General features: G+C 35.7%; 27 protein-coding genes and 1 other RNA gene. 5 read left to right on the top strand and 23 right to left on the bottom strand.

Annotation, left to right across the window (positions count from 1 at the left end; translation table 11 throughout):
• Window positions 1-131: 131 nt before the first annotated feature.
• From AC2CGR_RS03190 to AC2CGR_RS03145, 10 genes are all read right to left on the bottom strand, one after another.
• The gene (locus AC2CGR_RS03190; protein WP_087964776.1) at window positions 132-605 is read right to left on the bottom strand and encodes a GNAT family N-acetyltransferase; all 474 of its coding nucleotides are present in this window, start codon (window positions 603-605) and stop codon (window positions 132-134) included.
• Between the two features lie 46 nt (window positions 606-651).
• Window positions 652-2,169 carry a carboxypeptidase gene (gene ypwA, locus AC2CGR_RS03185; RefSeq protein ID WP_087964774.1) on the bottom strand — a complete coding sequence of 506 codons (1,518 nt, stop codon included), beginning with the start codon at window positions 2,167-2,169 and terminating at the stop codon, window positions 652-654.
• A gap of 101 nt (window positions 2,170-2,270) precedes the next feature.
• A complete protein-coding gene (locus tag AC2CGR_RS03180) occupies window positions 2,271-4,208 on the bottom strand; it encodes an ATP-dependent DNA helicase (RefSeq protein WP_000493699.1) in 1,938 nt (645 codons plus the stop codon).
• 137 nt (window positions 4,209-4,345) lie between these two features.
• Window positions 4,346-4,528, bottom strand: a complete 183-nt coding sequence (locus AC2CGR_RS03175; protein ID WP_029440710.1) for a DUF3921 family protein — start codon at window positions 4,526-4,528, stop codon at window positions 4,346-4,348.
• A gap of 61 nt (window positions 4,529-4,589) precedes the next feature.
• Entirely contained in the window at window positions 4,590-5,729 is a 1,140-nt protein-coding gene (locus AC2CGR_RS03170; RefSeq protein ID WP_000521234.1) for a THUMP domain-containing class I SAM-dependent RNA methyltransferase, read from the bottom strand.
• Between the two features lie 180 nt (window positions 5,730-5,909).
• An RNA gene (gene rnpB, locus AC2CGR_RS03165) (RNase P RNA component class B) lies at window positions 5,910-6,300 on the bottom strand.
• A gap of 87 nt (window positions 6,301-6,387) precedes the next feature.
• Window positions 6,388-6,726 carry a cell division regulator GpsB gene (gene gpsB / locus AC2CGR_RS03160; RefSeq protein ID WP_000622430.1) on the bottom strand — a complete coding sequence of 113 codons (339 nt, stop codon included), beginning with the start codon at window positions 6,724-6,726 and terminating at the stop codon, window positions 6,388-6,390.
• A gap of 97 nt (window positions 6,727-6,823) precedes the next feature.
• Complete coding sequence (locus tag AC2CGR_RS03155; protein WP_000862921.1) at window positions 6,824-7,378, bottom strand: SLOG family protein; 555 nt, start codon at window positions 7,376-7,378, stop codon at window positions 6,824-6,826.
• Between the two features lie 57 nt (window positions 7,379-7,435).
• Complete coding sequence (locus tag AC2CGR_RS03150) at window positions 7,436-7,858, bottom strand: CotD family spore coat protein (RefSeq protein ID WP_000546264.1); 423 nt, start codon at window positions 7,856-7,858, stop codon at window positions 7,436-7,438.
• A gap of 154 nt (window positions 7,859-8,012) precedes the next feature.
• Window positions 8,013-8,513, bottom strand: coding sequence for a YppG family protein (locus tag AC2CGR_RS03145; protein ID WP_000487702.1), 501 nt, complete (start codon window positions 8,511-8,513; stop codon window positions 8,013-8,015).
• A 177-nt stretch (window positions 8,514-8,690) separates the two neighbouring features.
• Between AC2CGR_RS03145 and AC2CGR_RS03140 the strand changes: the two genes are divergently transcribed.
• Entirely contained in the window at window positions 8,691-8,882 is a 192-nt protein-coding gene (locus AC2CGR_RS03140) for a YppF family protein (protein WP_000242660.1), read from the top strand.
• Between the two features lie 24 nt (window positions 8,883-8,906).
• Here AC2CGR_RS03140 and AC2CGR_RS03135 read toward each other — a convergent pair whose 3' ends face one another.
• Both AC2CGR_RS03135 and AC2CGR_RS03130 read right to left on the bottom strand, forming a co-directional pair.
• Complete coding sequence (locus tag AC2CGR_RS03135) at window positions 8,907-9,251, bottom strand: YppE family protein (RefSeq protein WP_000872961.1); 345 nt, start codon at window positions 9,249-9,251, stop codon at window positions 8,907-8,909.
• 15 nt (window positions 9,252-9,266) lie between these two features.
• Entirely contained in the window at window positions 9,267-9,509 is a 243-nt protein-coding gene (locus AC2CGR_RS03130; protein ID WP_001252039.1) for a hypothetical protein, read from the bottom strand.
• A gap of 85 nt (window positions 9,510-9,594) precedes the next feature.
• Here AC2CGR_RS03130 and AC2CGR_RS03125 point away from each other — a divergent pair, with 85 nt between their 5' ends.
• Entirely contained in the window at window positions 9,595-9,771 is a 177-nt protein-coding gene (locus AC2CGR_RS03125; protein ID WP_002020884.1) for a hypothetical protein, read from the top strand.
• Window positions 9,772-9,920: 149 nt separating this feature from the next.
• Here AC2CGR_RS03125 and AC2CGR_RS03120 read toward each other — a convergent pair whose 3' ends face one another.
• Window positions 9,921-10,946: a DUF2515 domain-containing protein gene (locus tag AC2CGR_RS03120; protein ID WP_087964994.1), complete on the bottom strand. Its 1,026-nt coding sequence runs from the start codon at window positions 10,944-10,946 to the stop codon at window positions 9,921-9,923.
• Window positions 10,947-11,049: 103 nt separating this feature from the next.
• On the opposite strand from AC2CGR_RS03120, the gene recU reads away from it, so the two are divergent.
• Window positions 11,050-11,652, top strand: coding sequence for a Holliday junction resolvase RecU (recU, locus tag AC2CGR_RS03115; RefSeq protein ID WP_000155595.1), 603 nt, complete (start codon window positions 11,050-11,052; stop codon window positions 11,650-11,652).
• 65 nt (window positions 11,653-11,717) lie between these two features.
• Entirely contained in the window at window positions 11,718-14,426 is a 2,709-nt protein-coding gene (locus tag AC2CGR_RS03110) for a PBP1A family penicillin-binding protein (RefSeq protein ID WP_484480494.1), read from the top strand.
• 23 nt (window positions 14,427-14,449) lie between these two features.
• Here the strand turns inward: AC2CGR_RS03110 and AC2CGR_RS03105 are convergent, their stop codons facing one another.
• The 10 genes from AC2CGR_RS03105 to panB form a co-directional block, all read right to left on the bottom strand.
• Window positions 14,450-14,968, bottom strand: coding sequence for a YpoC family protein (locus tag AC2CGR_RS03105; RefSeq protein ID WP_033692812.1), 519 nt, complete (start codon window positions 14,966-14,968; stop codon window positions 14,450-14,452).
• A gap of 3 nt (window positions 14,969-14,971) precedes the next feature.
• Window positions 14,972-15,619: an endonuclease III gene (gene nth / locus AC2CGR_RS03100; RefSeq protein WP_484480493.1), complete on the bottom strand. Its 648-nt coding sequence runs from the start codon at window positions 15,617-15,619 to the stop codon at window positions 14,972-14,974.
• A gap of 15 nt (window positions 15,620-15,634) precedes the next feature.
• Window positions 15,635-16,342 carry a DNA replication protein DnaD gene (gene dnaD / locus AC2CGR_RS03095; protein WP_000728549.1) on the bottom strand — a complete coding sequence of 236 codons (708 nt, stop codon included), beginning with the start codon at window positions 16,340-16,342 and terminating at the stop codon, window positions 15,635-15,637.
• Window positions 16,343-16,463: 121 nt separating this feature from the next.
• Window positions 16,464-17,651, bottom strand: a complete 1,188-nt coding sequence (gene aspB, locus AC2CGR_RS03090; RefSeq protein WP_000761545.1) for an aspartate transaminase AspB — start codon at window positions 17,649-17,651, stop codon at window positions 16,464-16,466.
• Between the two features lie 18 nt (window positions 17,652-17,669).
• Window positions 17,670-18,173 carry a cell wall elongation regulator TseB-like domain-containing protein gene (locus AC2CGR_RS03085; protein WP_000758750.1) on the bottom strand — a complete coding sequence of 168 codons (504 nt, stop codon included), beginning with the start codon at window positions 18,171-18,173 and terminating at the stop codon, window positions 17,670-17,672.
• A 7-nt stretch (window positions 18,174-18,180) separates the two neighbouring features.
• On the bottom strand, window positions 18,181-18,351 hold the full coding sequence (locus AC2CGR_RS03080; protein WP_000358353.1) for a YpmA family protein: 171 nt from the start codon (window positions 18,349-18,351) through the stop codon (window positions 18,181-18,183).
• A 251-nt stretch (window positions 18,352-18,602) separates the two neighbouring features.
• Window positions 18,603-21,407 (bottom strand): ATP-dependent DNA helicase DinG, encoded by a 2,805-nt coding sequence (gene dinG / locus AC2CGR_RS03075; protein WP_087964766.1) that lies wholly within the window; start codon window positions 21,405-21,407, stop codon window positions 18,603-18,605.
• 128 nt (window positions 21,408-21,535) lie between these two features.
• Window positions 21,536-21,919 (bottom strand): aspartate 1-decarboxylase, encoded by a 384-nt coding sequence (gene panD, locus AC2CGR_RS03070; RefSeq protein WP_000490177.1) that lies wholly within the window; start codon window positions 21,917-21,919, stop codon window positions 21,536-21,538.
• Between the two features lie 12 nt (window positions 21,920-21,931).
• Window positions 21,932-22,780, bottom strand: coding sequence for a pantoate--beta-alanine ligase (gene panC, locus AC2CGR_RS03065; protein WP_000707005.1), 849 nt, complete (start codon window positions 22,778-22,780; stop codon window positions 21,932-21,934).
• Window positions 22,780-23,616, bottom strand: a complete 837-nt coding sequence (gene panB / locus AC2CGR_RS03060; RefSeq protein ID WP_087964764.1) for a 3-methyl-2-oxobutanoate hydroxymethyltransferase — start codon at window positions 23,614-23,616, stop codon at window positions 22,780-22,782. The genes panC and panB overlap by 1 nt, the downstream gene beginning before the upstream one ends.
• Before the next feature lie 408 nt (window positions 23,617-24,024).
• Here panB and AC2CGR_RS03055 point away from each other — a divergent pair, with 408 nt between their 5' ends.
• Window positions 24,025-24,414, top strand: a complete 390-nt coding sequence (locus AC2CGR_RS03055; RefSeq protein WP_087964763.1) for a cupredoxin domain-containing protein — start codon at window positions 24,025-24,027, stop codon at window positions 24,412-24,414.
• The last annotated feature ends 92 nt before the right edge of the window (window positions 24,415-24,506 follow it).

The following is a 24,506-nucleotide window of genomic DNA, read 5'->3' as shown; positions in this document are numbered from 1 at the left end:
TCCTTACTAAACTCGCTATTTACTATTAAACTTCAATCATACACATCCTCTTCCAAAATTTCAAAACTTCCAATTACAAAAAGTATGATTCATTTCTGCATAAAAAAACAGAAGGAGATTCTTCTGTTTTTTTATGCATTTTTACATATATAATTCATTTTCAAAAACTCAAAACAACTACCATTTGTTTTCTGTATAAACGTTCCAACCACTTCAAATCCTGCCCTTTTATACACTTTAATCGCTCTCTCATTAAATATAGCTACTGATAGTGTTATATACTTGCATCCATATTTTTCTTTACTAAAAGCTAGTATAGCGTTTAAGAACTGTAAACCAAATCCGTTCCCAGTTATATTAGGTCTCATTCCAAGACCAATATCAACCGTTCCATCATTTATTTTACAAACAGTAAAATAACCCATGAGAGTGCCATTTTCCTTCACAGAAAATGTATGATCCCCTCTACTTTCATCATGTAAAAATTCAGCTAAATCTTCTTCATCTGCCTCTATATCGTAAAAGGAATATTTCCCTTCATAATGCCAGTTGTATGCAATTTCTTCTGCTTCTTCTTGCGTCATTACCGTATAAGTATACTCCATTTTTCTATCCCCTTTAAAAAAAGAGCTGCAAGTAAGCAGCTCTTTTTTATAACTCATAAATTTCTTTATACTTCGCTTCCAAATAATCTGCTAAGTAATTTGCATTTAATCCTTCACCTGTTACATCTTCTAAAATTTCAAGTGGCTTTTTCGTTTTACCGTATTGGTGAATGTTTTCTGTTAACCATTCACGAATTGGTGTTACGTTTCCTTCTTCTAATAATGAATCAAAGTTCGGAATATCTTTTAACATCCTTTGCTTAAATTGCGCTGCATACATATAACCAAGCGCATAAGATGGGAAGTATCCAAATGAACCACCAGCCCAGTGAACATCTTGTAATACGCCTTGTGCATCGTTAGACGGACGAATCCCTAAATATGCCTCCATCTTATCATTCCAAGCAGCTGGCAAATCCTTCACTTGTAATGTACCATCAAATAACTCTTTCTCAAGTTCATAACGAACCATGACGTGAAGCGGATATGTAAGCTCATCTGCTTCTATACGAATAAACGACGGCTTTGATTCGTTAATCGCATCATAAAACTCATCGACTGATATATCATTGAATTGACCATCGCTATACTCTTTTAATAAATCATAATTTTTCTTCCAGAATGATTTATTACGACCAATAAAGTTCTCAAAGAATAATGATTGTGACTCATGAATACCCATAGATGTTCCACTACATAGCGGTGTACCTTCAAATTTTTCTGCTATATTTTGTTCGTATACGGCATGACCACATTCATGAATTGTTCCAAACACAGCCATACGGAAATCTTTTTCGTCATAGCGTGTCGTAATACGAACATCCCCTCTATTTAATGTAATCTCGAATGGATGTACCGTTTCATCAAGACGACCTGCTTCAAAGTCATAATTTAATTGCTTTAATAGCTCTAATGTAAAGCTTTTTTGTTTTTCTTTTGAAAAATGTTCTGATAAAGCACTTGTCTTTAATCTCTTTTGCGACTCTGATATTTCTTTTACAAGCGGAACGATACGCTCACGAAGTTGACCAAATACGTGATCTAACACTTCTACCGTAATACCCGGCTCATACATATCTAATAATGTATTATATTTATATGTTTCGTAACCCCAATATGCAATAAATTTCTTTTTAAATTCAACTATTTGTTCTAAATACGGACGGAACATTTCGAAATCAGATTTTTCGCGAGCTTCTTCCCACACACTTTCCGCTTTCGCTTCTAATTTTACATACGCTTCATATTCTGCTTGTGGAATTTTCTTGTTTCTATCATATTCTTTACGACACTCTTCAACCATTTTCTTCGTCGTTTCAGAAAGTTTGTCTTCACTTATTAAAGCTTCAAGCTCTGTTAAATAGTTCCCCATCTCATCTGAAGTTGACATGGCAAATACTTCTGATGAAAGCATGCCAATTACTTCTGAACGCTGGTCTACACCTTTTTTAGGCGCGCCTGTTCTCAAGTCCCAAAACATTAAGCTTAATGCTTCTCCGTAATTCTGTATCTTCTTCACATATGTTAAAAATTGTTTTTCTACTTCATATGTAGCTACTGTCATCGTATAAAAACCTCCTTTTTCTACCTCAAACTTAATTCGACATGAAAATCTAAATTCCTTTTATAATAGAAAAAAAGCTTGGCAAGCGCCAAGCTTTCTCCTTATAATTCTTTACCTTCTACTGGTAGTACGTTTTTCACCGCTTCTACCACTTTCTCATCTTCTGTATCAGATAAGAAGATTGATATAGCACCTTTATCGTCGCTCGTACGAATTAAACGGCCAATCCCTTGACGAAGACGTAAAATCATATATGGTACATCTACATCCCAGAATGGATCATTTACGTGCTTACGCTTCGCTTCAAACACAGGATCATTTGGAGGGAATGGTAATGACCAAATAATAACATGTGATAATGATGAACCAGGAATATCTAAACCTTCCCATAAATGAACGGCACAAAGTACAGTCTCTTCTTCATTTTGGAAACGGGAAACGAGCTGACTAATTTCTTGGTCCCCTTCATATAAAAACGGAACTGACATTTGCTCTTTACTTACATATTCTTTAAACGCTGCAAGTTCTTGCGTTGTACGGAATAATACAAGTGTACGTCCATTTGTTTTCTGTATATTTTCAAGTGTATATTGACACTTTCTTTCCCATTCATTTTCTTTCGTATGCGATAGTAAGTTTACTGCCATTTGCTCTTCGTAATCAAACGGCGAGGCAACTGAGAATGATAAGTAATCTTTTACCCCTAGGCTATTTGCTGTAAATGCGAATGAATCGTTGTTAGATAATGTAGCAGAAGAGAAAATATATGGAATTTTCTTCGAGAATACTTTCTCTTGTAATACTTCTTCAACTGCACGCGGCATAATTACTAACGTGAAGGCTCCATCACCTTCTTCACCCCATGTAATTACATTTTTCTCGTGCATAAACAGACGAAGTGAATGCTCTAATACATCTAAATGTTCATCAACGATATTTAAATCATACGTGTTTACTGTATGCATTTCACTTTCAAATACTAATGCATCACCGACTTCACCAATTTTCGCATAAAGTCGCTTTGCTTCAGCAGTTACTTTTTCTGTCACGGTAATTTCTAAACGGTCAGAACCGGCAATTTCTTTTTTATTCTCTTGTAACACATCAAAGAATCGCTCTGTTTGCCAAATTGTTTCTTCTACTAAATGTGCAAACTCCTCGCGAATATCATTTTGTAATAATCTCGTTAAAAGTTGCTCCATCATCGTTTGTTTTAAACGATATGTTAAAGCTTTTTGAGCTGCATATTCTACAAGATGTCCTTCATCGAATACAACACAACTACTTTCTGGTAATAACGGAATTTGTCCTTCACGCTTACGAGCATCGTACGTCCAAATATGATCCATATAGAAATCTTGAGAACAAATAATTAAATCTGCTGCTTTACGATAATGTTCACGTGATAGAGTTTGTCCGCAACGATGACGAGAATCACAAGTGAAACAATCTTGGAAGTAATCCCAATTTACTTTTGACCATTCTTCGTCATTTAAAAGCGGAAATTCTTTTCGGTCACCATAGTGAGTAAAGTTTTGCATCGTACCGTGGTCAAATACAAACTGCGGTAATTCGTAGTACACATCTTCAATTACTTCTGGAGCTCGTCCACTCATAACATCTTCAAGTTTACGTAAACATAAATAATTATCCATTGATTTCGCAAGTCTTACATCTACTGATAAACCTAACGCTTCGGATAATTTAGCAATGTCCCCTTCTTCTTTCACAAGCTGCTCAATTAACGTTTCATCTGCACAAGCGATAATCGCTGGCTTTCCAGTATAACGTGCATAACAAATTGCATATAGAAGATATACAATTGTTTTCCCGGTTCCTACACCCGCTTCTGCGAACATAACTTTCTTTTCTTGGAAAGCACGCTCTAATTGAAACGCCATAAAAATTTGTTCATCACGCTCTTCAAAGCCTTTTTCCGGAAGGATGTCGTAAAACACATCTCCAATCCACTCATTCAACTTATCATAAAAATTGTCTTGTTTCCCTACTTCAAATGGTAATCTCTTCTCAGTAAACATCCTTAGCCTCCAACCAAAAAGTTTTTCTATAAAAGATATAGCAACTGCTACTCATATGTGTGCAGCCACTTTCCCCTGTTGTAAAACATAGAAATACACGAAAAAAAATTTTCCTTTCGAAAAAGGAAAATTTTCTTCTATATTAATGACTTTAAATACCGTTTATCAATCGCTGTTTCATGTGAAAGAGCTGACAAATATTCTTCTTGTGCTTTTTGTATTTCATCTACAATCGCATCTTGGCTATCCACTTCTTTTCCAAGCTCATCATACGTACGGTGAATAGCTTTTTGAATCATTGATAATTGGAAACTATCCATATCAGTTCCTCCTTTACGCATTACATAATAGCCAGTATATGCGCGCTGGAGGAGTTTTATACTAGGAATTACGCGGTGGACGTTTTCCGAAGTATTGGTAGTAATCTGTACGGATAAATCCGTTAAACAGTTTACGCTTCTTCGATGCATCTTTTCCGTAGCACTTCTCAAATGCTTCGTAACTTGTTAATACATACGCTGACCATGTGTCTAATGGGCGGAATACTTGTCCCATTTCTTTATACAATTGTTCAACGAGTGCTTTTTCACTTAAACGTTCTCCGTATGGAGGATTCGTTACAACATAGCCATAATCCTCTTTTGTTGTGAAATCTTTTACTTGCATTTGTTTAAATGTAATTAAATCGCCTAAACCTACTTCTTCTGCGTTATCTTGAGCAACTCGAATCATACGATGGTCAATATCTGATCCAATGATTTGCAACGGTTGATCGTAGTTTGCTAAATCTTCAGCTTCTTGACGAGCTTCACGCCAGTTTTGTTTACCAACCCAGCCCCATTCATCCGATGCAAAGCCACGGTTAAATCCTGGTGCGATATTTTGTCCAATTAATGCTGCTTCAATCGGAATTGTACCTGATCCGCAGAAAGGATCAACGAAAGGACGATCTGGCTTCCAGTTTGTTAATTTAATTAAAGATGCAGCTAATGTTTCTTTTAAAGGAGCTTCCCCTTGATCCACGCGGTATCCACGTTTATGAAGTCCCACACCGCTCGCATCAATTGTTAATGTTGCGATATCCTTGAGCATTGCGATCTCAATACGGAATAACGGTCCATCTTCTTCAAACCAAGTTGTACGTTTATATGTTGTTTTTAATTTTTCAACGACAGCCTTTTTAACGATACGTTGGCAATCCGAAACACTGAATAACTCAGATTTTAAAGATTTACCGATAACAGGGAACTCACCGTTTTCTGGAATATAATCTCCCCAGTTTAATGCTTTCGTTTTCTCAAACAGCTCATCAAATGTTGTCGCTTTAAATTCGCCAACTTTAATTTTCACACGGTCCGCAGTACGTAACCATAAATTCGTGCGACAAATCGCCTTTTCATCTGCTTCAAATGTTACTTTGCTGTTTTCTACTTGGCATTCATAACCAAGATCACGAACTTCTCGGGCAACTAAAGCTTCAATACCCATTGCCGCTGTTGCGATTAAAGTAACTTTTCCCATTTGCATTCACCTCTTATGTATATTCAAACAATAATTAATAGCCATTTATCCTATTAATCATTACATTTTACGAAGAATTTTCTCATTAACCATTTTAACTCATAATTTATAACTTCATACAAATAAAAAGCCCTCCTCTAACAAAGGAGAGCTGAGTTATTTCATAGTTGGTTCATAACGTTCTGTAAGCCATGTTCTGTTCCTTTGTACTGCAAACGGCCCACGCCTCGTACTCCGGTGGCAATCATCTATCTACAGGTTATACAACCTGTCCTTTCCCATCGTTCATTTCCTTGGAAAAGATTCCCCTACCATTATTTGGGTTTCTCGCTCGTGGGGTTTACCTCGTTCCACTCCTATCATTTCTTCAAGGACTTCGTCACTGTGGCACTTTAAAGGTAGTCAAACCATATCCGAAAGGACTTAGGTTTTTTCCCTGCCGTTAAACCAGCCTTACAGCCAGAATACCCTAGCTTATGAATTGGCTAGGCACGAACACTACAGCCATCTCAGGCCGTGCGAGCATGGACTTTCCTCTACAACGTTGGCGTTGCAGCGATTACCCAAACGTTATGACATCCATTAGTATAGTGGAAACAAAAAGATTTTGCAATGTTTTTTTCTATGTAAAATGCTTTAACCTTTTTATCACCAGAAATTATTCGTATAACTTACTTCCAAATACAGCTTTTTCTAAATTCGATAGACGTTTTAAAATGTCCGTATTCGTGTTGTTATATACTGGTTGTGCAACTGGTGTTTGTACAACTGGTTGTTGTGGAACTTGCGTTGCTGCTAGCTTTTGTTCTTCTAGTTCACGCTTTAAACGAGCATTTTGTTGCTTTAATTGCTCAAATTCCTTGTGAAAGGCTTCATAATCTTTAATGATCATATCAAGAAACTTGTCTACTTCTTCTTGTTGATAACCTCTCATACCTGTTTTAAATTCTTTTTCTAAAATATCTTTTGCCGTTAATTTAATTTTATCCGAAATCATTTTCTTCACCTCAAATTTTTGCCAAAACTTTCATTAACTAAATTTTTTCAGAAACAATGCTTTTTGTCAATCATATATACGAGTACTATATTACATATTACTCAGCATTATTCCACTGTTCCTCTTCTATTATATCTTGTAAATCGGAAAAAAGAATGAAATAACTGTGATAATTTTCTATTTCTCCTTTTTTCTTTGCCGCTTCTACAATATATTTAGGACTCCCTGGTTTTTCTTCATCATATACAGCTAAAAGTGCATCACTTTTTTCAATAAAAAATTGATTTTTTAATTTAAATTGCTCTGGGCTTTCGTACTTTCGTTTTGTGATACTATCAACATGGTCTGCTTGAGAGAGAATAAATTCGTAATATTCACGGTTATCTTCCTTCCAACCTTCTTCTTGTTCTAAAAATGGAGTAAATACCGCTAATTTTAAATCTGGATATTCTACTTGTATTTCAAAAACAACTTCAGCAGCCCATAATTCTACACCTAACTGGCCACTTATTATAACCCACTCTAACCCATCTTCTACAAAAGCAGTTAATTTACGACGCAGCGCCTTTTTTATACATTCTACTCCTGGATGATCATTTTTAAATATTCCAAGTTCAAATGGCTTATAGCCTGTTACTGCAATAACTTTCATATCAACACTCCAATTACAAAAAAAAGAACTAGCATTTCGCTAGTTCTAACATATCATTTACTTTTTAAATATTCCACCAACGTTTGGTCCAATATTCGGACCTACTGGTGATACATTATTTGGTAAAAACGGAGATACATTTGGTCCTGGTCCAAACGGTGATACATTCGGTCCTGGTCCGAATGGGGATATTTGATGACCGTGGTGGTGATGATGACCATGGCCACATGGTCCACATCCGCCGAATCCTGGGTCGATTGGGTCCACAACATTTACATTTGAATTTGTTTGCGGGAAGAAGTTTTGGTTTTTAATTTGTTGATGATGTACATGTGTTGTATGCGTCGGGAAAATGTGTGGCACCACCGTTGTTGAAAAAGAATGTGTTACGCATTGTTTCGTCGGATGAATGACAGGAGCAGTTGTACAAATAGGTCCTGTAGGCTTATGCCCTCCAAAGCAAGGATGACAATGATGCATAGTTTTTCTCTCCTCTCTCATAAAAAAAATCTGATTACACTTTACAGTATGAGAAAAGAGGGTAAGCCGCTTGTTATATATACCCATTTATTCTAAGGAAATTTGTCTAGTCTTTATTTCATATACAATGTTTTTTATAGACAACCCTCCAAAATTACTTACCGAAAAAACCTCCAACTTGCTTTACAATACCTGTCACTTGATTCATCGCATTCATCATTTGTCCAGCTGTGTTCATCATTTTATTTACATCATAGTTACCATCTGAATTTTTAAATTGGGAAACAAAACTAGAAAATTGACTTGGTTGTTGCTGTTGCTTTTGTTTATTTTGTGTCGGATACGGTTGTTTTGGTGGATAAAACATCGCTTGTTGATTATAGGGAGATGGTGGTGGCATATAGTATTGTGAATTCATATAAGGTTGCTGTTGTTGATCCATATAGGGCTGCGGTTGTTGATTCATATAAGGTTGCTGCGGTTGTTGCGGTTGATTCATAAACGACACTTCAAATGGCTGGTAATAATTTTGATTTCCATAATGAGGTTCGAAAGGATACATATTATAACGTAAATATGTATCCGTATTATATTGGTACATATTTTGCTGTGCATATGGATTGGATTGCTGATATACGTTAGATTGTTGAAACATGCATTCTCTCCTCCTTCACATAAGTTTCTACATATATAATATGTACTTGTAAAATAATTTGTGTGACGGAGTATCTGTCTATTTTTGTCGGAAGTTTAAATTTTTAAAAAATTAAAAAAGAAAACCCTTCCATGCTATGATAGTGAAGAAGAAGATTCTCATGGGGGAGGAATCAACATGGTATTAGGGGATTTAAAACAAGCGTTTTCTCAAAAAAAGGGGTATTACACAGAGAATGTAAATGAATTGTTAGACTTTGCGAGACATTGGTATCTCGAAGGAAAAATATGTATTTCAGATTACCGAACATTAATAAAAGAATTAGAAATAAACGGTGCAACAAAGCCTTCAACAATGACAGAAGCATAAAAAACAAGAGGGTTTCCCCTCTTGTTACTTACATTGCTCCATTATATTTTGCAAAGTATACGAAATGGCTTGATGCGTTTCAAAGAATCGCTTGCCCTTACCTTTATTTACAAAACATTGCAACACATTTGTTTGTAAATTATCGTACACTTGATCAATTTGCTGTACATGTATATACTTCGGTTTTTCTTCCTTAATCCATTCATAAGCCAATTCTTTCCATACCTTTAATTCCTCATCTACCATATCTACAAACGGTTTCATATCCTTATAAAAATCGTATTCAATCATTTCTCTTTTTTTCACATTTGCTTCATTATTATGTTGCATAAGTTTTTCCGAAGACTGTATTAATGCCTCATACTTCATTTTATTCCCACCTTATTATGCACTCACTACGACGTTTTGAAATGCCTTCACCCAATTCCCTTTTTCTTCGTGATGCACTAATTTATTTTCCATATGCTCAATATGCATTTCTGTTATTTCTATCTTGTTGCATATTTTTTCACTCTTATCCTTTAATGCATGATTCATTCTAATCCCTATATTCATTTCCAGCAAATCGAGAGAACTTAACATTTGATCCATTGTTTTCATTACATCTTCCTTCTGAACCATCGCCATATACAAAACGCCTCCTTCTTTGCTTTTCCTTTGTCATGTAATTTCGCCGAATGATTCTTCACTCCTGCCCACATGACAAAACTAGTTGTTATTCGTCAAAGAAATCATTTTGTATGTCATTTATAGAAATGGTAACAATACAAAAAGGAGGTGCATGAAAATGACAAAGAACAAAAACGAAAAAAAGAAAAAACAAAACAAACAAAATAAACCCGAAACTGGCAATCCAAAATTAGATGGTCCAAACTTCCCTGCTACATAAAGTGAAACTTTAATCATTGGGGGTAAAGTGAAACTTCCTTAATCTCTTATATCCATTACATTTTGAGATTAAATGTTTATCACGCATAGCAGGATTACTTCACATTAAGAAGTCCCGTCTTCATAAATGAAGACGGGACTTCTTTTTAATTATATCACGAACTCATCCATCCTCTTAACAAAACGATTTATGATAGAAGCAACATAAATTTGCTCCCTCTTTCTTTTATACCATTCTGTTATATCAACTTCACCCTTATACTCTACTGGTAAAAATAGTTCATTTATTTCCGTATCTCTACAAAACCAATCTCTCATACTTATTTCATTATGTGCAATAACAGGATAAGCTTGTCTAAGGGTTGGCGTACAAGATTTTCTAGCTTCTCCTACATAATATTCATAATCTGCTCTCGATCCTGTATGTCTAGTTTGCAATGCAAACCTATGAAATAAACTTTTATAATTTGGATGAAATAGTAACGCTGCTAATTTCTTTCCTAGTTCTATACGCTTTTGCAACGTTTCAAATTGATAAACTGAAAAACCATACATCTTCCCTTCAACGGTTGGAAAAATAACAGCACTAACATGAAGCATTTCTTGCAATTTAAAAAGGGCTGTATGAAATACATGTTTTTTAAAATATGCATTCTCAATAACTGGTTTTTGAATTTTATTTTGTTCATTTATAATAAGCGCCGTCATAAGCCTATTTATATCTTTTTTCTCCCAAAAATATATCCATTCTTTTTCCATAAAAATTGATACGTTGAAATATTGTAACAAATGGAATAGTGGCACCTGCCTCCTCTTACTTTCTTCGTATAACAACAGCTGAGGAAATGCATCTAAAAAAATAATCCAATTTGCTTCTTCATAAGTCAAAAACAAATGTTTTTTTACTGTTTGAGGTAAAACAGTAGCATAATACCTCCCTTTTAAATCAGTCATATTCCACCCCGCATTTCTCGAGACCATACTCGCTAAAAAAGCCCACCTAATTTCACTATTTCTTACATAATAGTCTTGATAAGACTGTGTTCGAGAAATGTTATCCATATTAGCTATTTCTATTTCCCTCTTCATGTTGTAAACCATTGTTTTTTCTTCTTCTGTACAGACCATATTTTTACGATATTGTTTAATTTTTTCATAATTATTCCATGTAAACATGAATAAGTCATCATACCTTTCTTCAAAAAGGTCACATCTTTTTTCATTTTTTGTTATAATCACCTTTGTAAGTAATTCTTAGCAAGTTGGGAGTGGACACGCTATGACCATTCGTTACCCAAATGGAAAACGGTACAATCAAGCTTCACAACCTCATAAAACACCAATTAAAAAACATACTTATAGTAACAGAGGTATGTCCCTTGAAGAGGAATTGAATGAAACAAATGAATATTACTTAACCCATAATATTGCATGTGTACATAAAAAACCTACACCTCTTCAAATTGTAAAAGTAGATTACCCCGCTCGAAGTGCTGCAGTGGTAAAAGAAGCGTATTTTAAACAGCCTTCTACAACAGATTACAACGGTGTATATAAAGGGAAATACATCGATTTTGAAGCGAAAGAAACAAAAAATAAAACCAGCTTTCCACTTCAAAACTTCCACCTTCATCAAATTGAACATATGAAGCAAGTAATTGCTCATAATGGAATTGCATTTGTTATTATTAAATTTACACTTTTTGATGAACTTTATTTATTAGATGCAAAATATATTATTGCATTTTGGAATCGTCAAAATACTGGTGGACGAAAATCGATTACGAAAGAAGAAATAGTAGAGCATGGGTCTTTATTATCATGCGGTTATCACCCTCGGATTGATTATATCCGTGTACTAGACACGGTTTATTTTTCGTGATAGAGTCATCACTAAGGCTCTTTTTTCGACTTTTGGGGAGAGAATGAAAGGTAGGAGAAAGTATAATGTCAGATAATTATCGTTCTCGTACAGAACGAAATCATGTAAAAAATCAAAAGGAAGAAACAAATACAGAGAAAAAACCAAAGAAAAAAGGCTCCTTTTTTAAAAAATTCCTTATAGGTTGTCTACTTCTTGGTATCGTTGGTCTTGTAGCTGGCGTTTCCGCTTTCTTTGTTATGGTGAAGGACGCTCCAAAATTAGACAAATCTAAACTTGTCAATCCTTTATCAACAAAGTTTCTTGATAAGGATGGGAACTTTTTCTATGAATACGGTGCTGAAAAACGAACCCACGTTACGTATGATCAAATTCCAAAAGTAGTTGAAAATGCATTCCTTGCAACTGAGGATTCACGTTTCTATGATCATAATGGAATTGATTTTAAACGAACTACAAAAGCAGTTATGGAAAATGTCACTGGAGGATTCGGATCTCAAGGTGGTAGTACGATTACACAACAGGTAGTTAAAAACTATTTTTTAACGATGGACAAAACTGCAAAGAGAAAAGTACAAGAATGGTACTTATCTTATAAATTAGAGCAACAATACTCTAAACATGAGATTTTAGAAATGTACTTAAATAAGATTAATTTGGGTAACCGTTCATATGGTATTGCGACAGCAGCGCAAAAATATTACGGTAAAGATTTAAAAGACTTGCAATTACATGAAGCTGCAATGCTTGCAGGTTTACCCCAAGGTCCTAATATTTATGATCCAACAAAACCAGACAACGTTGAACGAGCTACACAACGTCGTAACGTCGTATTATCATTAATGAATCGACATGGTTATATAACAAAAGAAGAAATGAATAACGCAGTTAAGATCCCAGTAACAGAGGGGCTTCAACCGTCTTCAGAAATAACTGAGATGAAGTATCAAGCATTTTTAGATGCTGTTGTAAAAGAAGTTGAAAAAGAATATCCTGATGTAAATATTGGCTCAGATGGTTTAACGATTCATACAACACTTGATCAAGATGCTCAAGATTATGCTGAAAAAATTATGGATGGCAATCTTATTAATTATCCAAACGATCAATTCCAAGGATCGTTCGTATTTATGGATACACAATCTGGAGAAGTTCGAGCAATTGGAGCTGGGCGTAAAGGAAGTAAGTCTACTTTCAAAGGTCATAATATGGCCACTGATTTAAAACGCCAAGTCGGTTCAACAATGAAACCAATTTTCGACTACGGACCAGCAATTGAGAATTTACAATGGTCTACATACCATCAATTAAATGACTCAGAGTATACGTATTCCGATGGTAAAAAAATACGAAATGCAACAAATAGTTACAAAGGTGACGTTTCACTACGTGAAGCTTTGAAAAAGTCATTAAACATCCCAGCTTTAAAAACAGCCCAAGCGGTTGGTATTCCTAAGTCTCAAGCGTTTGCTGAAGGATTAGGTATGACATTTAAAGACGGCAAAGCATATGAATCAACGGCAATTGGTAGTAACGATAGTTCTCCATTACAATTAGCGGGTGCATACGCAGCCTTTGGTAATGGTGGGAACTACAATAAACCGCACTTCGTAAAAGAAGTTATCTTCCCAGATGGGAAAAAGAAAAGTTTTAAACCGAAAGAACAACGTGCGATGCAAGACTACACAGCTTACATGGTGACTGACGTTCTTCGTGACGTAGTAAAACCCGGTTCTGGTGGTACAGGTGCAACGGCATACGTTCCAGGTGTTGATGTAGCCGGTAAAACAGGAACACAAAACTTTGATGAAGATGTTATTAAAAAATATGGTATTCCAGCTGATGCAAACAGGGATAGCTGGTTCGCTGGATATACACCGCAATATACTATGACTGTTTGGACTGGTTACGAAAAAGACGGTCCAGAAAATTACATTGGCGATCGCTCTACTAGAATTGCGCAACAAATGTTCCAAGTAATGATGAGCAAATTCGCTACAGATAAAACTCGTTTCGAACGCCCTTCTTCTGTACAAGAATTAAATGGTGAATTGTACGTAAAAGGCGCTAAGAAAGATGCAGTGAAACAAATTAAAGTCGATGCACCTAGTGGTCTTAATGTCACTTTCGATGGTGCTAGCACAGTTACACTAAACTGGTCTGGACCAGCAGAAGTTGATGCTTATGCAGCAAGCTATAAGGCGACTGACGGTTCAAGCGGTAGTTTATCAATAAAAGGTACGACAGCTACTCTTGGTGGTATTAAACCAGGTGTTACTTATAGCTTCTCTGTAGTAGCGAAAAAAGGTACTGGAACAAGCCCGGCCGTTGGTGCATCCTTCACTGCGCCTGGAGGAACTCCAGACGCGAAGAAAGCTGAAGATGAGGCTGCTAAGAAGAAGGCTGAAGAAGAAGCTAAGAAAAAAGCCGATGAGGAAGCTCAGAAAAAGACTAATGAAGATAAATTAAAACAAGAAGAAGCTGCTAAGAAAAAAGCTGAAGAAGAAACTAAGAAACAACAAGAGCAACAACATAAACAGCAAGAAGAAGCTCAAAAGAAAGCTGAAGAGGAAGCTAGAAAAAAAGCTGAAGAAGAAGCTAAGAAACAACAAGAACAACAACGTAAACAGCAAGAAGAGGCTCAAAAGAAAGCTGAAGAGGAAGCTAGAAAAAAAGCTGAAGAAGAAGCTAAGAAACAACAAGAACAGCAACAACAAAATACCGGCGAAGATACACCACACGCAGACGGAGATGTTGTTACAACAGAGTCTTAATACAAAAAAGAAGTCCTTTTCTCTTAACGAGAAAAGGACTTCTTTTTTGTTATCATTTTCTTTACATATAGCTTTTCTATTTCAATATACAACTGTGCTAACTGAATATAAGAATGATAATTATTCGGTTTCTTTATAATGAACGAATATCGCTCTATAAAATTAACTGGTTGTACTTCCAACTTACTCGTGTAATCTGCCATTTTGTTCAAACAATGAACAGGTTGCTCGTTTAGCCAATATACAATTGATAACAAATGCGCTGCAAAAAGAATCATTGGGCCTTCAGCTTCTTGCTTATTTCTGTTTCGAAATAGTGTCGCAATGTCTTCATGCTTACTTTTCCATACATTCAATAGTACTGGAATACTATTTTCAATTTCATTCCACGGCTCATATTGTCTTTCCATATCATATATAAAATAAGTATTTTGTATTGTTTCTTCAAAAGACTGTTCTGTATAATATGCAATCGAATTTATACTTTCTTTAAAAAATGGTAAGCATCGAAATTCTTTCGGTATTTCTATAACTCGCTCCATCCTTTATTTCCCCTTCATTCGCTTTTTTCCTTCACGACATACTTCTAGTAAAGGGCACTCCTCACATTGTGGTCGCTGTGCTTTACAGTGATAACGTCCAAAGAAAATCATACGGTGATGTGTAACGCTCCATTCATCCATCGGAATTTTCTTCATTAATGTCTTTTCTATTTCTAACACCGAATCTTTCCATCTACAAATCGCTAACCGTTTACTCACTCTCTCTACATGAGTATCAACAGCAATTGCCGGAATACCAAACGCTACCGAAACAACTACATTTGCTGTTTTTCTCCCTACTCCTGGTAATTTCGTCAACTCGTCACGGTCTTCTGGAACTTTTCCGTTATAATCATCCAGCAACATCCGGCACAATTTTTGAATGTTTTTCGCTTTATTTCTATACAATCCAATAGAACGTATATCTTGTTGTAATTCTTCTAGAGAAACACTTAAATAATCTTCTGGTGTTTTATATTTTTGAAATAAATTTTTCGTTACTTTATTTACAAGTGCATCTGTACATTGTGCAGATAATGCTACCGCTATTACTAGTTCAAATGGATTATCATGAATTAATTCGCAATGTGCTTCTGGATACATATCCGCCATTGTGTCTAAACAATAGCGGATTTGCGTTTTATTTAACATATACTTCCTCCTACATTACTGCTCCAACCAATTATAAAAAGGCACTTTCCCAGTAAATTTCGTCTCTTGTTTTGTCGTTTGCTGCGTTCGTTGTTGATTTGCTCTAAATTTCCGTCCTTGGTTTTGGGCTTGATCTACTGTTTTAATACCATTCTTTTTCCATTCAAATAAAATACGATCAATATATCGGAAATTAAGCTTACCACTCATTACAGCTTCCCTGAGGGCCGCTTGAATTAAATTCGGATGATGTTGATCTTGATCTTCCCACATTCCCAACGTTTCACATTCAAATGGAGAGAGCGGTCTTCCAAATTCTTTTTCAAATACTGTATATAAATTTACTTGCAGTTGCTTTATTTCTTTTTGTTCTTCCTCTATTGATTCATTCATTAAGAAATGCAATATTTTTTCCCATAGCGGTTGTAAAGAATAACTTTCACACATCATCGCTTCTGATTTTTGTCCACCTTCTAGTGATAAAAAACCTTTTTGAATCAATGTCTGAATGACTTCCATACATTTCATTTCGGTAATCGTCATCCGTTCTGAAATCTCTGACGGAGTCGGAAACGAATTGCCCGATTCTAAAAATGTATGTACATGAAGTACAACCATAAATTCCGTTTCATTTAACCCTAATTTTTTATAATGCATCATAAGTAATTTTGGAATTGCAATGCTTCCCTGCTCAAACCACTGTAACATCATTTTCTTTTTCATCACCAAACACCTCGCTCTCTAGTATAACACACCTTTCGCTATTTCTTTTTGCCACAATTCGTCAAAAAAACCTCCCTATTATGTAGGAAGGTTTTTTGTATTACATTAATAAAATATACAATTAAGCTTGCACTTTACTTTTCATAAACGTATGAATGCGTTCTAATGCTTTCTCCACTTGTTCAAGAGATGTCGCATATGATAAACGAACGTTATTTGGAGCACCAAATCCTGTACCTGGTACAAGAGCCACTTTTTCCTCTTCTAATAGAGCTTTTGCCCAATCATCAACAGTTTCGTATCCTGATAAAGCTACTGCTTCTTTTACATTAGGGAATAAGTAAAATGCACCTTGTGGTTTAATGCAAGTAAAGCCAGGGATTTGAATTAATTTATCATAAATAATGTTTAATCTCTCTTCAAATGCTTGACGCATTGTTTCTACAGGTTCTTGTGAGCCTGCATATGCCGCGATTGCGCCGTATTGAGCGATTGAAGTAGGGTTTGACGTACTATGACTTGCTAAGTTCGTCATCGCTTTAATAAGCTGCTTATTTCCTGCTGCATATCCAATACGCCATCCTGTCATAGAATGAGATTTAGATACACCATTAATAATAAGTGTTTGTTCTTTTAATGCATTAGAAAGCTGGGCAATTGAAGTATATTCTGCTCCACCATAAATTAATTTCTCATAAATTTCATCTGAAACGATTAAAATATCATGTTCTAAACATACTTCTCCAAGCTGTTGTAATTCTTCTTTGCTGTAAATCATTCCTGTTGGATTACTCGGTGAATTAATAATAACTGCTTTCGTTTTCTCTGTAATTGCCTCACGCAGCTGCTTTGCTGTAATTTTGTATTCATTGTCTTCCAGACCTTCTACATAAACCGGCTTACCACCAGCAAGCTTTACTTGCTCAGGATAGCTTACCCAATAAGGAGTTGGGATGATAACTTCATCTCCTTCATCAAGTAACACTTGGAATAATGTATATAATGCATGCTTTGCACCGTTACATACAATAATTTCAGACGGATCATACGCAATTCCTTGATCGCGAGTAAATTTCTTCACAATTTCTTGTTTTAACGCTTGTAATCCACCTGTTGGTGTATACTTCGTATGTCCTTCTAACATCGCTTTATGTGCAGCATCCATAATATGTTCTGGCGTATTAAAGTCAGGTTCTCCTGCCCCTAATCCAATTACATCATGACCTTCTGCTTTTAATGCTTGTGCCTTTGCTGTAATTTCTAAAGTTGCAGATGGTGTTAAAGCAGCTACTCGCTTTGCTAATTTCATTTGTAGTTCCCCCTACATCTATTTTTCAATGCTGTAATGACCAGCATAAGCCCCATTTTGAAACTCTAAATAATAATACGTATAACGATCTTCCTGATCAATATATGTAATTTCCCACAACGGAATATCATTTTGAGCACCTAATTTTACTTTTATAATTTCTTTTGGCTTTGGCTTCGGCTCATCGCCTTTTCCTGTAGCTTGTTCAGCCAACTTTTGCAAAGCTTCTTTTTCAGGAATACCTTCACTCTTTTTCTTCACAAGGACATTCCCTTTTTTATTAGGCACCCAAACAATAATTTGTTCTCCTTTTTCGTCTACACCTTGTACGACTGTATATGAAGAATTTCCGTTATAATAATCCACAGATTTTACTTTTACAAGCTTTGCTTTTTCTTTTGCAATTTCTACAGATTTTGCCTCTTTAGGGATTTTCTTTTCCATTGCTTTATTATAAACATACGCCCCATATATTCCGCTAGCAACGATTACGATAACGATTGCAAAGATCCACTTTTTCATTGTATCACTACGTTCTGTAAATCGTAAATACAGCTGTTTCTTTATCTTTTTCGTCTAATGCTAATCCGAACATGAGGTCCTGCTCTTTTAACGTACGATTCAAACTATCAACAATTTTATACAAGTCAGACGTATATTTAATACGCGTCGTTGATAGGACTTCGATTTTCTTATCCATGAAAAAACTCCTCCGTTACACAAAAATTTCTAATTATAGAAGAACGCAATGCGGTTACAATAAGAGTACATTCTTTACAACCCCTGCTTCATCACCCATCTATTATAGCAGGACATGTACAGCAAAAAAAGGTTTCAAGTCGAAAACCAATACATTTTGTATACAAGAAGTAAGAAAAATAAAATTCCTCCTACCCACATTTTTTACGCCTGAAGTTTAAATGTACTTCAGGCGTATTTTTTCTTCCAATTTTATTCAGTTGGTCGTTCCTTTAATTGTTCTAACAATTCTTCTAAAGGGCCTTCATAGAGCGGGACATTGGGGATTGATTGTAAAAAATGTTTCCCATATGAAGAGCTTGTCAAACGACGATCTAATACAAACACCGTCCCGGTATCTGTACTTGTTCTAATAAGACGACCAAATCCTTGTTTGAAACGCAGTATTGCTTGCGGGAGTGCTAACTTAGCGAATACGTCCTCTCCTTGATTTTTTAACCACTCCCCTTTGGCTTGCATCATCGGTTGATGAGGAGGCGTAAAGGGAAGGCGGACAATAACAAGACAACTAAGGGCATCTCCAGGTATATCTATCCCTTCCCAAAAACTACTTGTTCCTAATAAAATTGATTTGTCGAACTCTTGAAACTTACGAATGAGACGACTTCGGCTCTTATTATTCACACTTTGCGTTAATAATAAATACCCTTCCAATTCCTCATCATTTTTCAAATTCGTATAAGCTTCTTTCAACATTTCATACGAAGTGAATAAAACAAGCATTCTACCTTCTGTAGCTTTTGCTATTTTTGCAATATGTGCCGACACAGATTCAATATATTCTTCATTACTTGCTTGCTTAATAAAAGGCACATCCGTTGAAACCATTAATTTCATCTGTTCTTCAAAACGGAATGGGGACGGGACCTGTAATGTATTTGGAGCAAAGTCATGTAAACCTAGCTCTTCTTTTATATAGTCAAATGAATCGTTTACTGTCAGCGTTGCTGATGTGAAAATAACACTCTTTTTTTGTGTTAAAAATTCATCCGCAAATCTTTCACCAATATGAACAGGCTGTGCATATAAAACCGTTGAATGAATTGTTCCCTTCGTTTCAGTCTCCATCCAAGTCACGTATGAATTTTTTTCTAAAATGAGTAATTGTAAAGATTGCTCCATCTTTCTCAACAACTCAATTAAATGCATAAATTCACCTGTAACAACATGCATCTCCCATTCTAATTTACTTTGCAATATGTCAACTTGCTTCTCAAGTGTGGTCAACAATTTTCTTACATCGTATACAAAACGATTTGTTAACTCGGTAATACTATCCCACAACTTACCTTTCTCTACTTCCGTGTTATATCGATAAATGAGTGGCATATTGCTTATCCCTTGTTCCTGCTTTGTTTGCTTAAAGATAAAAGCACGTAACATTTGGAATAGCTCATCCGCATCAAATTTCAACTCCTTCAAACTATGACTCACCATACGGAAAGTTGAACGAGAGGCTTGCTCTGATTTTTTCATCATTTTATATACTTTAGAAAGTACATCATCTGTTTCTAGCGTACCAAGACGAGATAAAACTAATTGAAAATACATACAGGAGAACTGTTCACCTAATGTTCTACTCGCCGCTTCCTCAATATGATGAGCTTCATCAAAAATAATATGTTCACATGAAGCAAAAAGTGGTTCTTCACTTGAAAAATCTTGAAATAATAACGCATGATTTGTAATAACGATATCTGCAAATAATGCTTTATTCTTTGCTCGTTGATAAAAACAACGACTATACCAGTTGCTTTGCATCCCGCCTGGACTATGTACATCACTACAAATACGGTTCCAAAGTAACTTTCCGCCCTCAGGAATATTTAATTCATCCCGATCGCCCGTTTCCGTTTGCAATAACCACACTAAAATTTTTGCCTTTGTGAGCGCCATATCATAATTTTTCTCTTCCTCTTGCAAAGCATATTCAAATTTATGTAGACAAAGATAATGCTTTCTTCCTTTCAAAAGAGCTACTTCAAATGAAAATGGCATTATTTTCTGTAATAATGGAATTTCTTTTTCTAATATTTGTTGTTGCAATTGTACTGTTTGGGTACTAATGATGACAGGTTCTTCTTTTTTCGTTGCAAAATAAATACTTGGAAGTAAATATGCAAGAGTCTTTCCTGTTCCTGTTCCAGCCTCAATTAGTGAAAACCTAGAATCTCTTAGTGCTGTATATATTTCCTTCATCATAATCTGTTGGCTTTCTCTTTTTTCAAACTTTGGCATATTCAATGCAAGTTTATCGATTGTCTTATGCAAGAAAGCATCAAATTTTGATGAACATGTTTCACTGAGATGTAAAGAATAATTCCGCTTTCGAAGCGCAATATTTCGATACACTTCATACCCCTCTGCCGCTTTTTTACCATGCATCATTTTCTTTAAAATATTTTCAGAAAGTACATCCGCTATATCACTTTGAAAAACATCGCTCAATTCATAGAGGGATTGCAAGGTGACAAGGGGTAACTTTTCAATTTCATTTAAAAATTGTAAAAACAATTCCGCTGTTGCAAGAGCATCACTATCCGCACGATGCGGTTGATCATGCTCTAATTCGTGTCGTTTAGCTAAATCACGTAATTTATAACTATCAGCCGTTGGCAAAAGAATTTGCGCCAACTCAACTGTATCAACTTTTGGACAATGTATTTCTGTATATCCAGCCTGCCTTAATTCTTCCGTTAAAAAATTCCAATCAAAGTGAACATTATGTGCAACGAAAGCTGCACCTTGTAATAGCTCAACAACCATCGGGGCTACATCTTGAAATAACGGGGCTTGCTTAACCATACTCTCATCAATCCCTGTTAGCTCTGTAATAAATGGCGGAATCTCTCTCTTCGGATTAATAAAAGATGAAAAAATCTCTAATATCTCTCCATCTTCCACTACAACAGCTGCAATTTGGGTAATTTTATCTTTCCCATCCTTCCAGGAGTTCCCTGTCGTCTCTAAATCCACAACGACATAACGCTTACTCATATATGTAACACCTCAATTTCTTACCTATCAAACACAAAATTATATAATGTTACTATACCACGTTTTATCTCATCTTAATGAAAAGATGCACAAAAAAGCTATCTCCGTAATAGAGATAGCCTTCTTACTTATAATATCGTGCCCGCTTTTTCAGCACCTAACATTTCAATAATTTGATTATTATCGTCTAATACTGCAATTTTAGGCTCTTGTTTATGAATATTTTCTTCTGCCACTAGACCGTAGCAAATAATAATAACTTTATCTCCTGGCTGTACAAGCCTTGCAGCTGCACCATTCAAACAAACAACACCGCTACCGCGTTCTCCTTTAATAACATATGTCTCTAAACGAGCACCATTATTATTATTTACAATTTGTACTTTTTCATTTTCTACAATATTTACTGCATCCATTAAATCTTCATCAATTGTAATACTACCTACATAATTTAAATTTGCCTCTGTTACTGTTGCGCGATGTAACTTCGCTCTCATCATTGTGCGAAACATAGATGCTCCCCCTTATTTAACCGTTACTGTTATATTGTCAATTAATCGTACATTTTCAAATTTAACTGCGATTGCTAAAATGATTCGCCCTTCAATTTTATCCATTACTTGTAGTGAAGGATATGCATATAAATCAGCATAATCTACAGTGCCTTGCGTATGCGTCTCAATATACTCTTTCACAAGTGTTGTAATGATTTCTGCATTCCGTTCGCCTGCCTCAATTCTGTCTTTCGCTACACATAGGCTACGGTATAAATGAGGAGCCTCTTTACGCTCTGCTTGTGATAAATACACGTTACGAGAACTTTTCGCTAATCCATCTTCTTCCCTTACAATATCTACTGGTACGATTGTAACCGGAATATTAAAATCAGCAACAAATCCTTCAATGACAGCAACTTGCTGTGCGTCTTTCATACCGAAATAAGCACGCGTTGGTAATGTAATATTAAATAGTTTCATTAGTACAGTCGCAACACCAGCAAAATGACCAGGTCTTTGTTTGCCACATAATACATCGGTACGCTTTACAACTTCAACTGTTGTCGTTTGTTCTGATGGATACATTTCTTCCACGCTCGGATAAAATAAATAATCTACACCGTTTTCTTTTGCTACATTTTCATCTCTATTAATATCACGAGGGTATCGATCTAAATCTTCATTCGGTCCAAACTGTAGCGGATTAACAAACACGCTTAACACTACAATTTCATTTTCTTCTCTTGCCTGACGTAATAAAGTCGCATGACCTTCATGCAAATAGCCCATCGTTGGGACAAAGCCAATACTTTTTCCACTTGTACGAATTTCATTTGTAATTTGCTGCATCTCTTGTACTGTAGTTACGATTTTCATTACTGTTTTCCTCCGTATAACGCTAAGCATTCTTCCTCTTTCATTGTGAATGAATGTATTTCTTCTGGAAATTGCCCTGTCTTTACTTCAGTAACATATTGTGAAATTCCTCGCACAATCTCTTCTTGAACAGACGTATATTGCTTCACAAATTTCGGAACACGATTTACGCCGTATGAGATAAGATCATGATAAACGAGTACTTGCCCATCTACTTTTTTTCCTGCTCCAATTCCAATCGTTGGAATTGTTAGTTGCTTCGAAATCAATTCCGCTAACTGCATTGGCACACATTCTAATACAAGCGCTATCGCACCAGCTTCCTCACATCTCTTCGCATCTTCTATTAATTTTTTTGCACTTTCAGCATCTTTTCCTTGTACTTTATAGCCACCTAGTACTCCTACAGATTGAGGAGTTAAGCCTAAGTGTGCCACGACAGGAATTCCCGCATTCGTCAAGTAATGAATAGTGGCTAACACTTCCCCTGCACCTTCTACCTTCAGTGCATGAGCACCACTCTCTTGAACGATGCGGCGTGCATTCACCATCGTATCTTGAGGCGACACATGATACGACATAAATGGCATATCAGTTACAATAAACGTCTCTTTTGCCCCCCGGCGTACAGCTTTCGTATGATGAATCATATCCTCTACTGTTACAGGTACTGTTGAATCGTATCCGAGCACAACCATCCCAAGTGAATCTCCAACTAGAATCATATCAACTTTAGCTTCTTCCGCTAACTTAGCAGATGGATAATCATACGCCGTTAGCATTGTAATCGGCTCACCTTGCTCTTTCATTTTCAAAAAATCTGTTTTTGTTTTCAAAAACTACTCCTCCTTTATACAGGAGAGAGGAGATGGCCGAAATCATATAAAAACCCCTCTGGCCATAAAAGGGCAGAAGGGTTGTGTGTTAGTCGGCATTATTCATCCCTCTGTCCCAGTCCGTTATTGGATCAAGGCAGAATCCAAGTTATTATTTTTTGTATTGCATCGAATCATGGTGCAGTTCGCTCTGATACTGCCCACATTCGAACTAATTATAGCAAACTCCAAAAAGGAATTACTACATTTTTTTGAAAAAATAATTTTTATTCTTATTACGGTATGTGAAATTTTTATGAATAACTCAATTATAGAAAGATAAACAACTTTGTTTACATGTATAGTATAACTCTTAAAATAATGATGCAGGTTAATTGAGGAAACATACTTACAAAAGGAGAATTGCGAATGTCTATGAGTAAATGGTTATTTCCATTCATCGGTTTTCTTGTGATGCTTGTGGGAGTAACAACTTTAAATTCCCTCAATGTATTTGCCTCAGTTAACGTCGTAACACAACCTGTTGAGTCTGCGAAAGTGATTGAAGTCGAGCTAAACGATGATTACTTCAAGCCAAACGTCATCACGATTCCGACTGAAGAATCAACAACATTGCTATTGAAAAATAAAGGCAAGAGTGAGCACACCTTTACAGTGAAAAAACTCGGAATTGACGTCGTCGTCGAGTCAGGAAAAGAAAAAAACATTACCGTGAAACCTACAAGTACTGGTACATATGAACTAATATGTCGGTACCATCTTCTTAAAGGAATGGAGGGCAAAGTAATCGTCAAATAACATGCATGGCCAACTAGACGAATGATAATAAGACTTTATTATCAATTTACAAATTCAAATCAAAAACATTGAAATAAAAAGAAGTTCCAAAA

The organism is Bacillus sp. LSHTCR4 (assembly GCF_057197025.1).
This window is presented reverse-complemented; position numbering and strand designations above follow the sequence as displayed.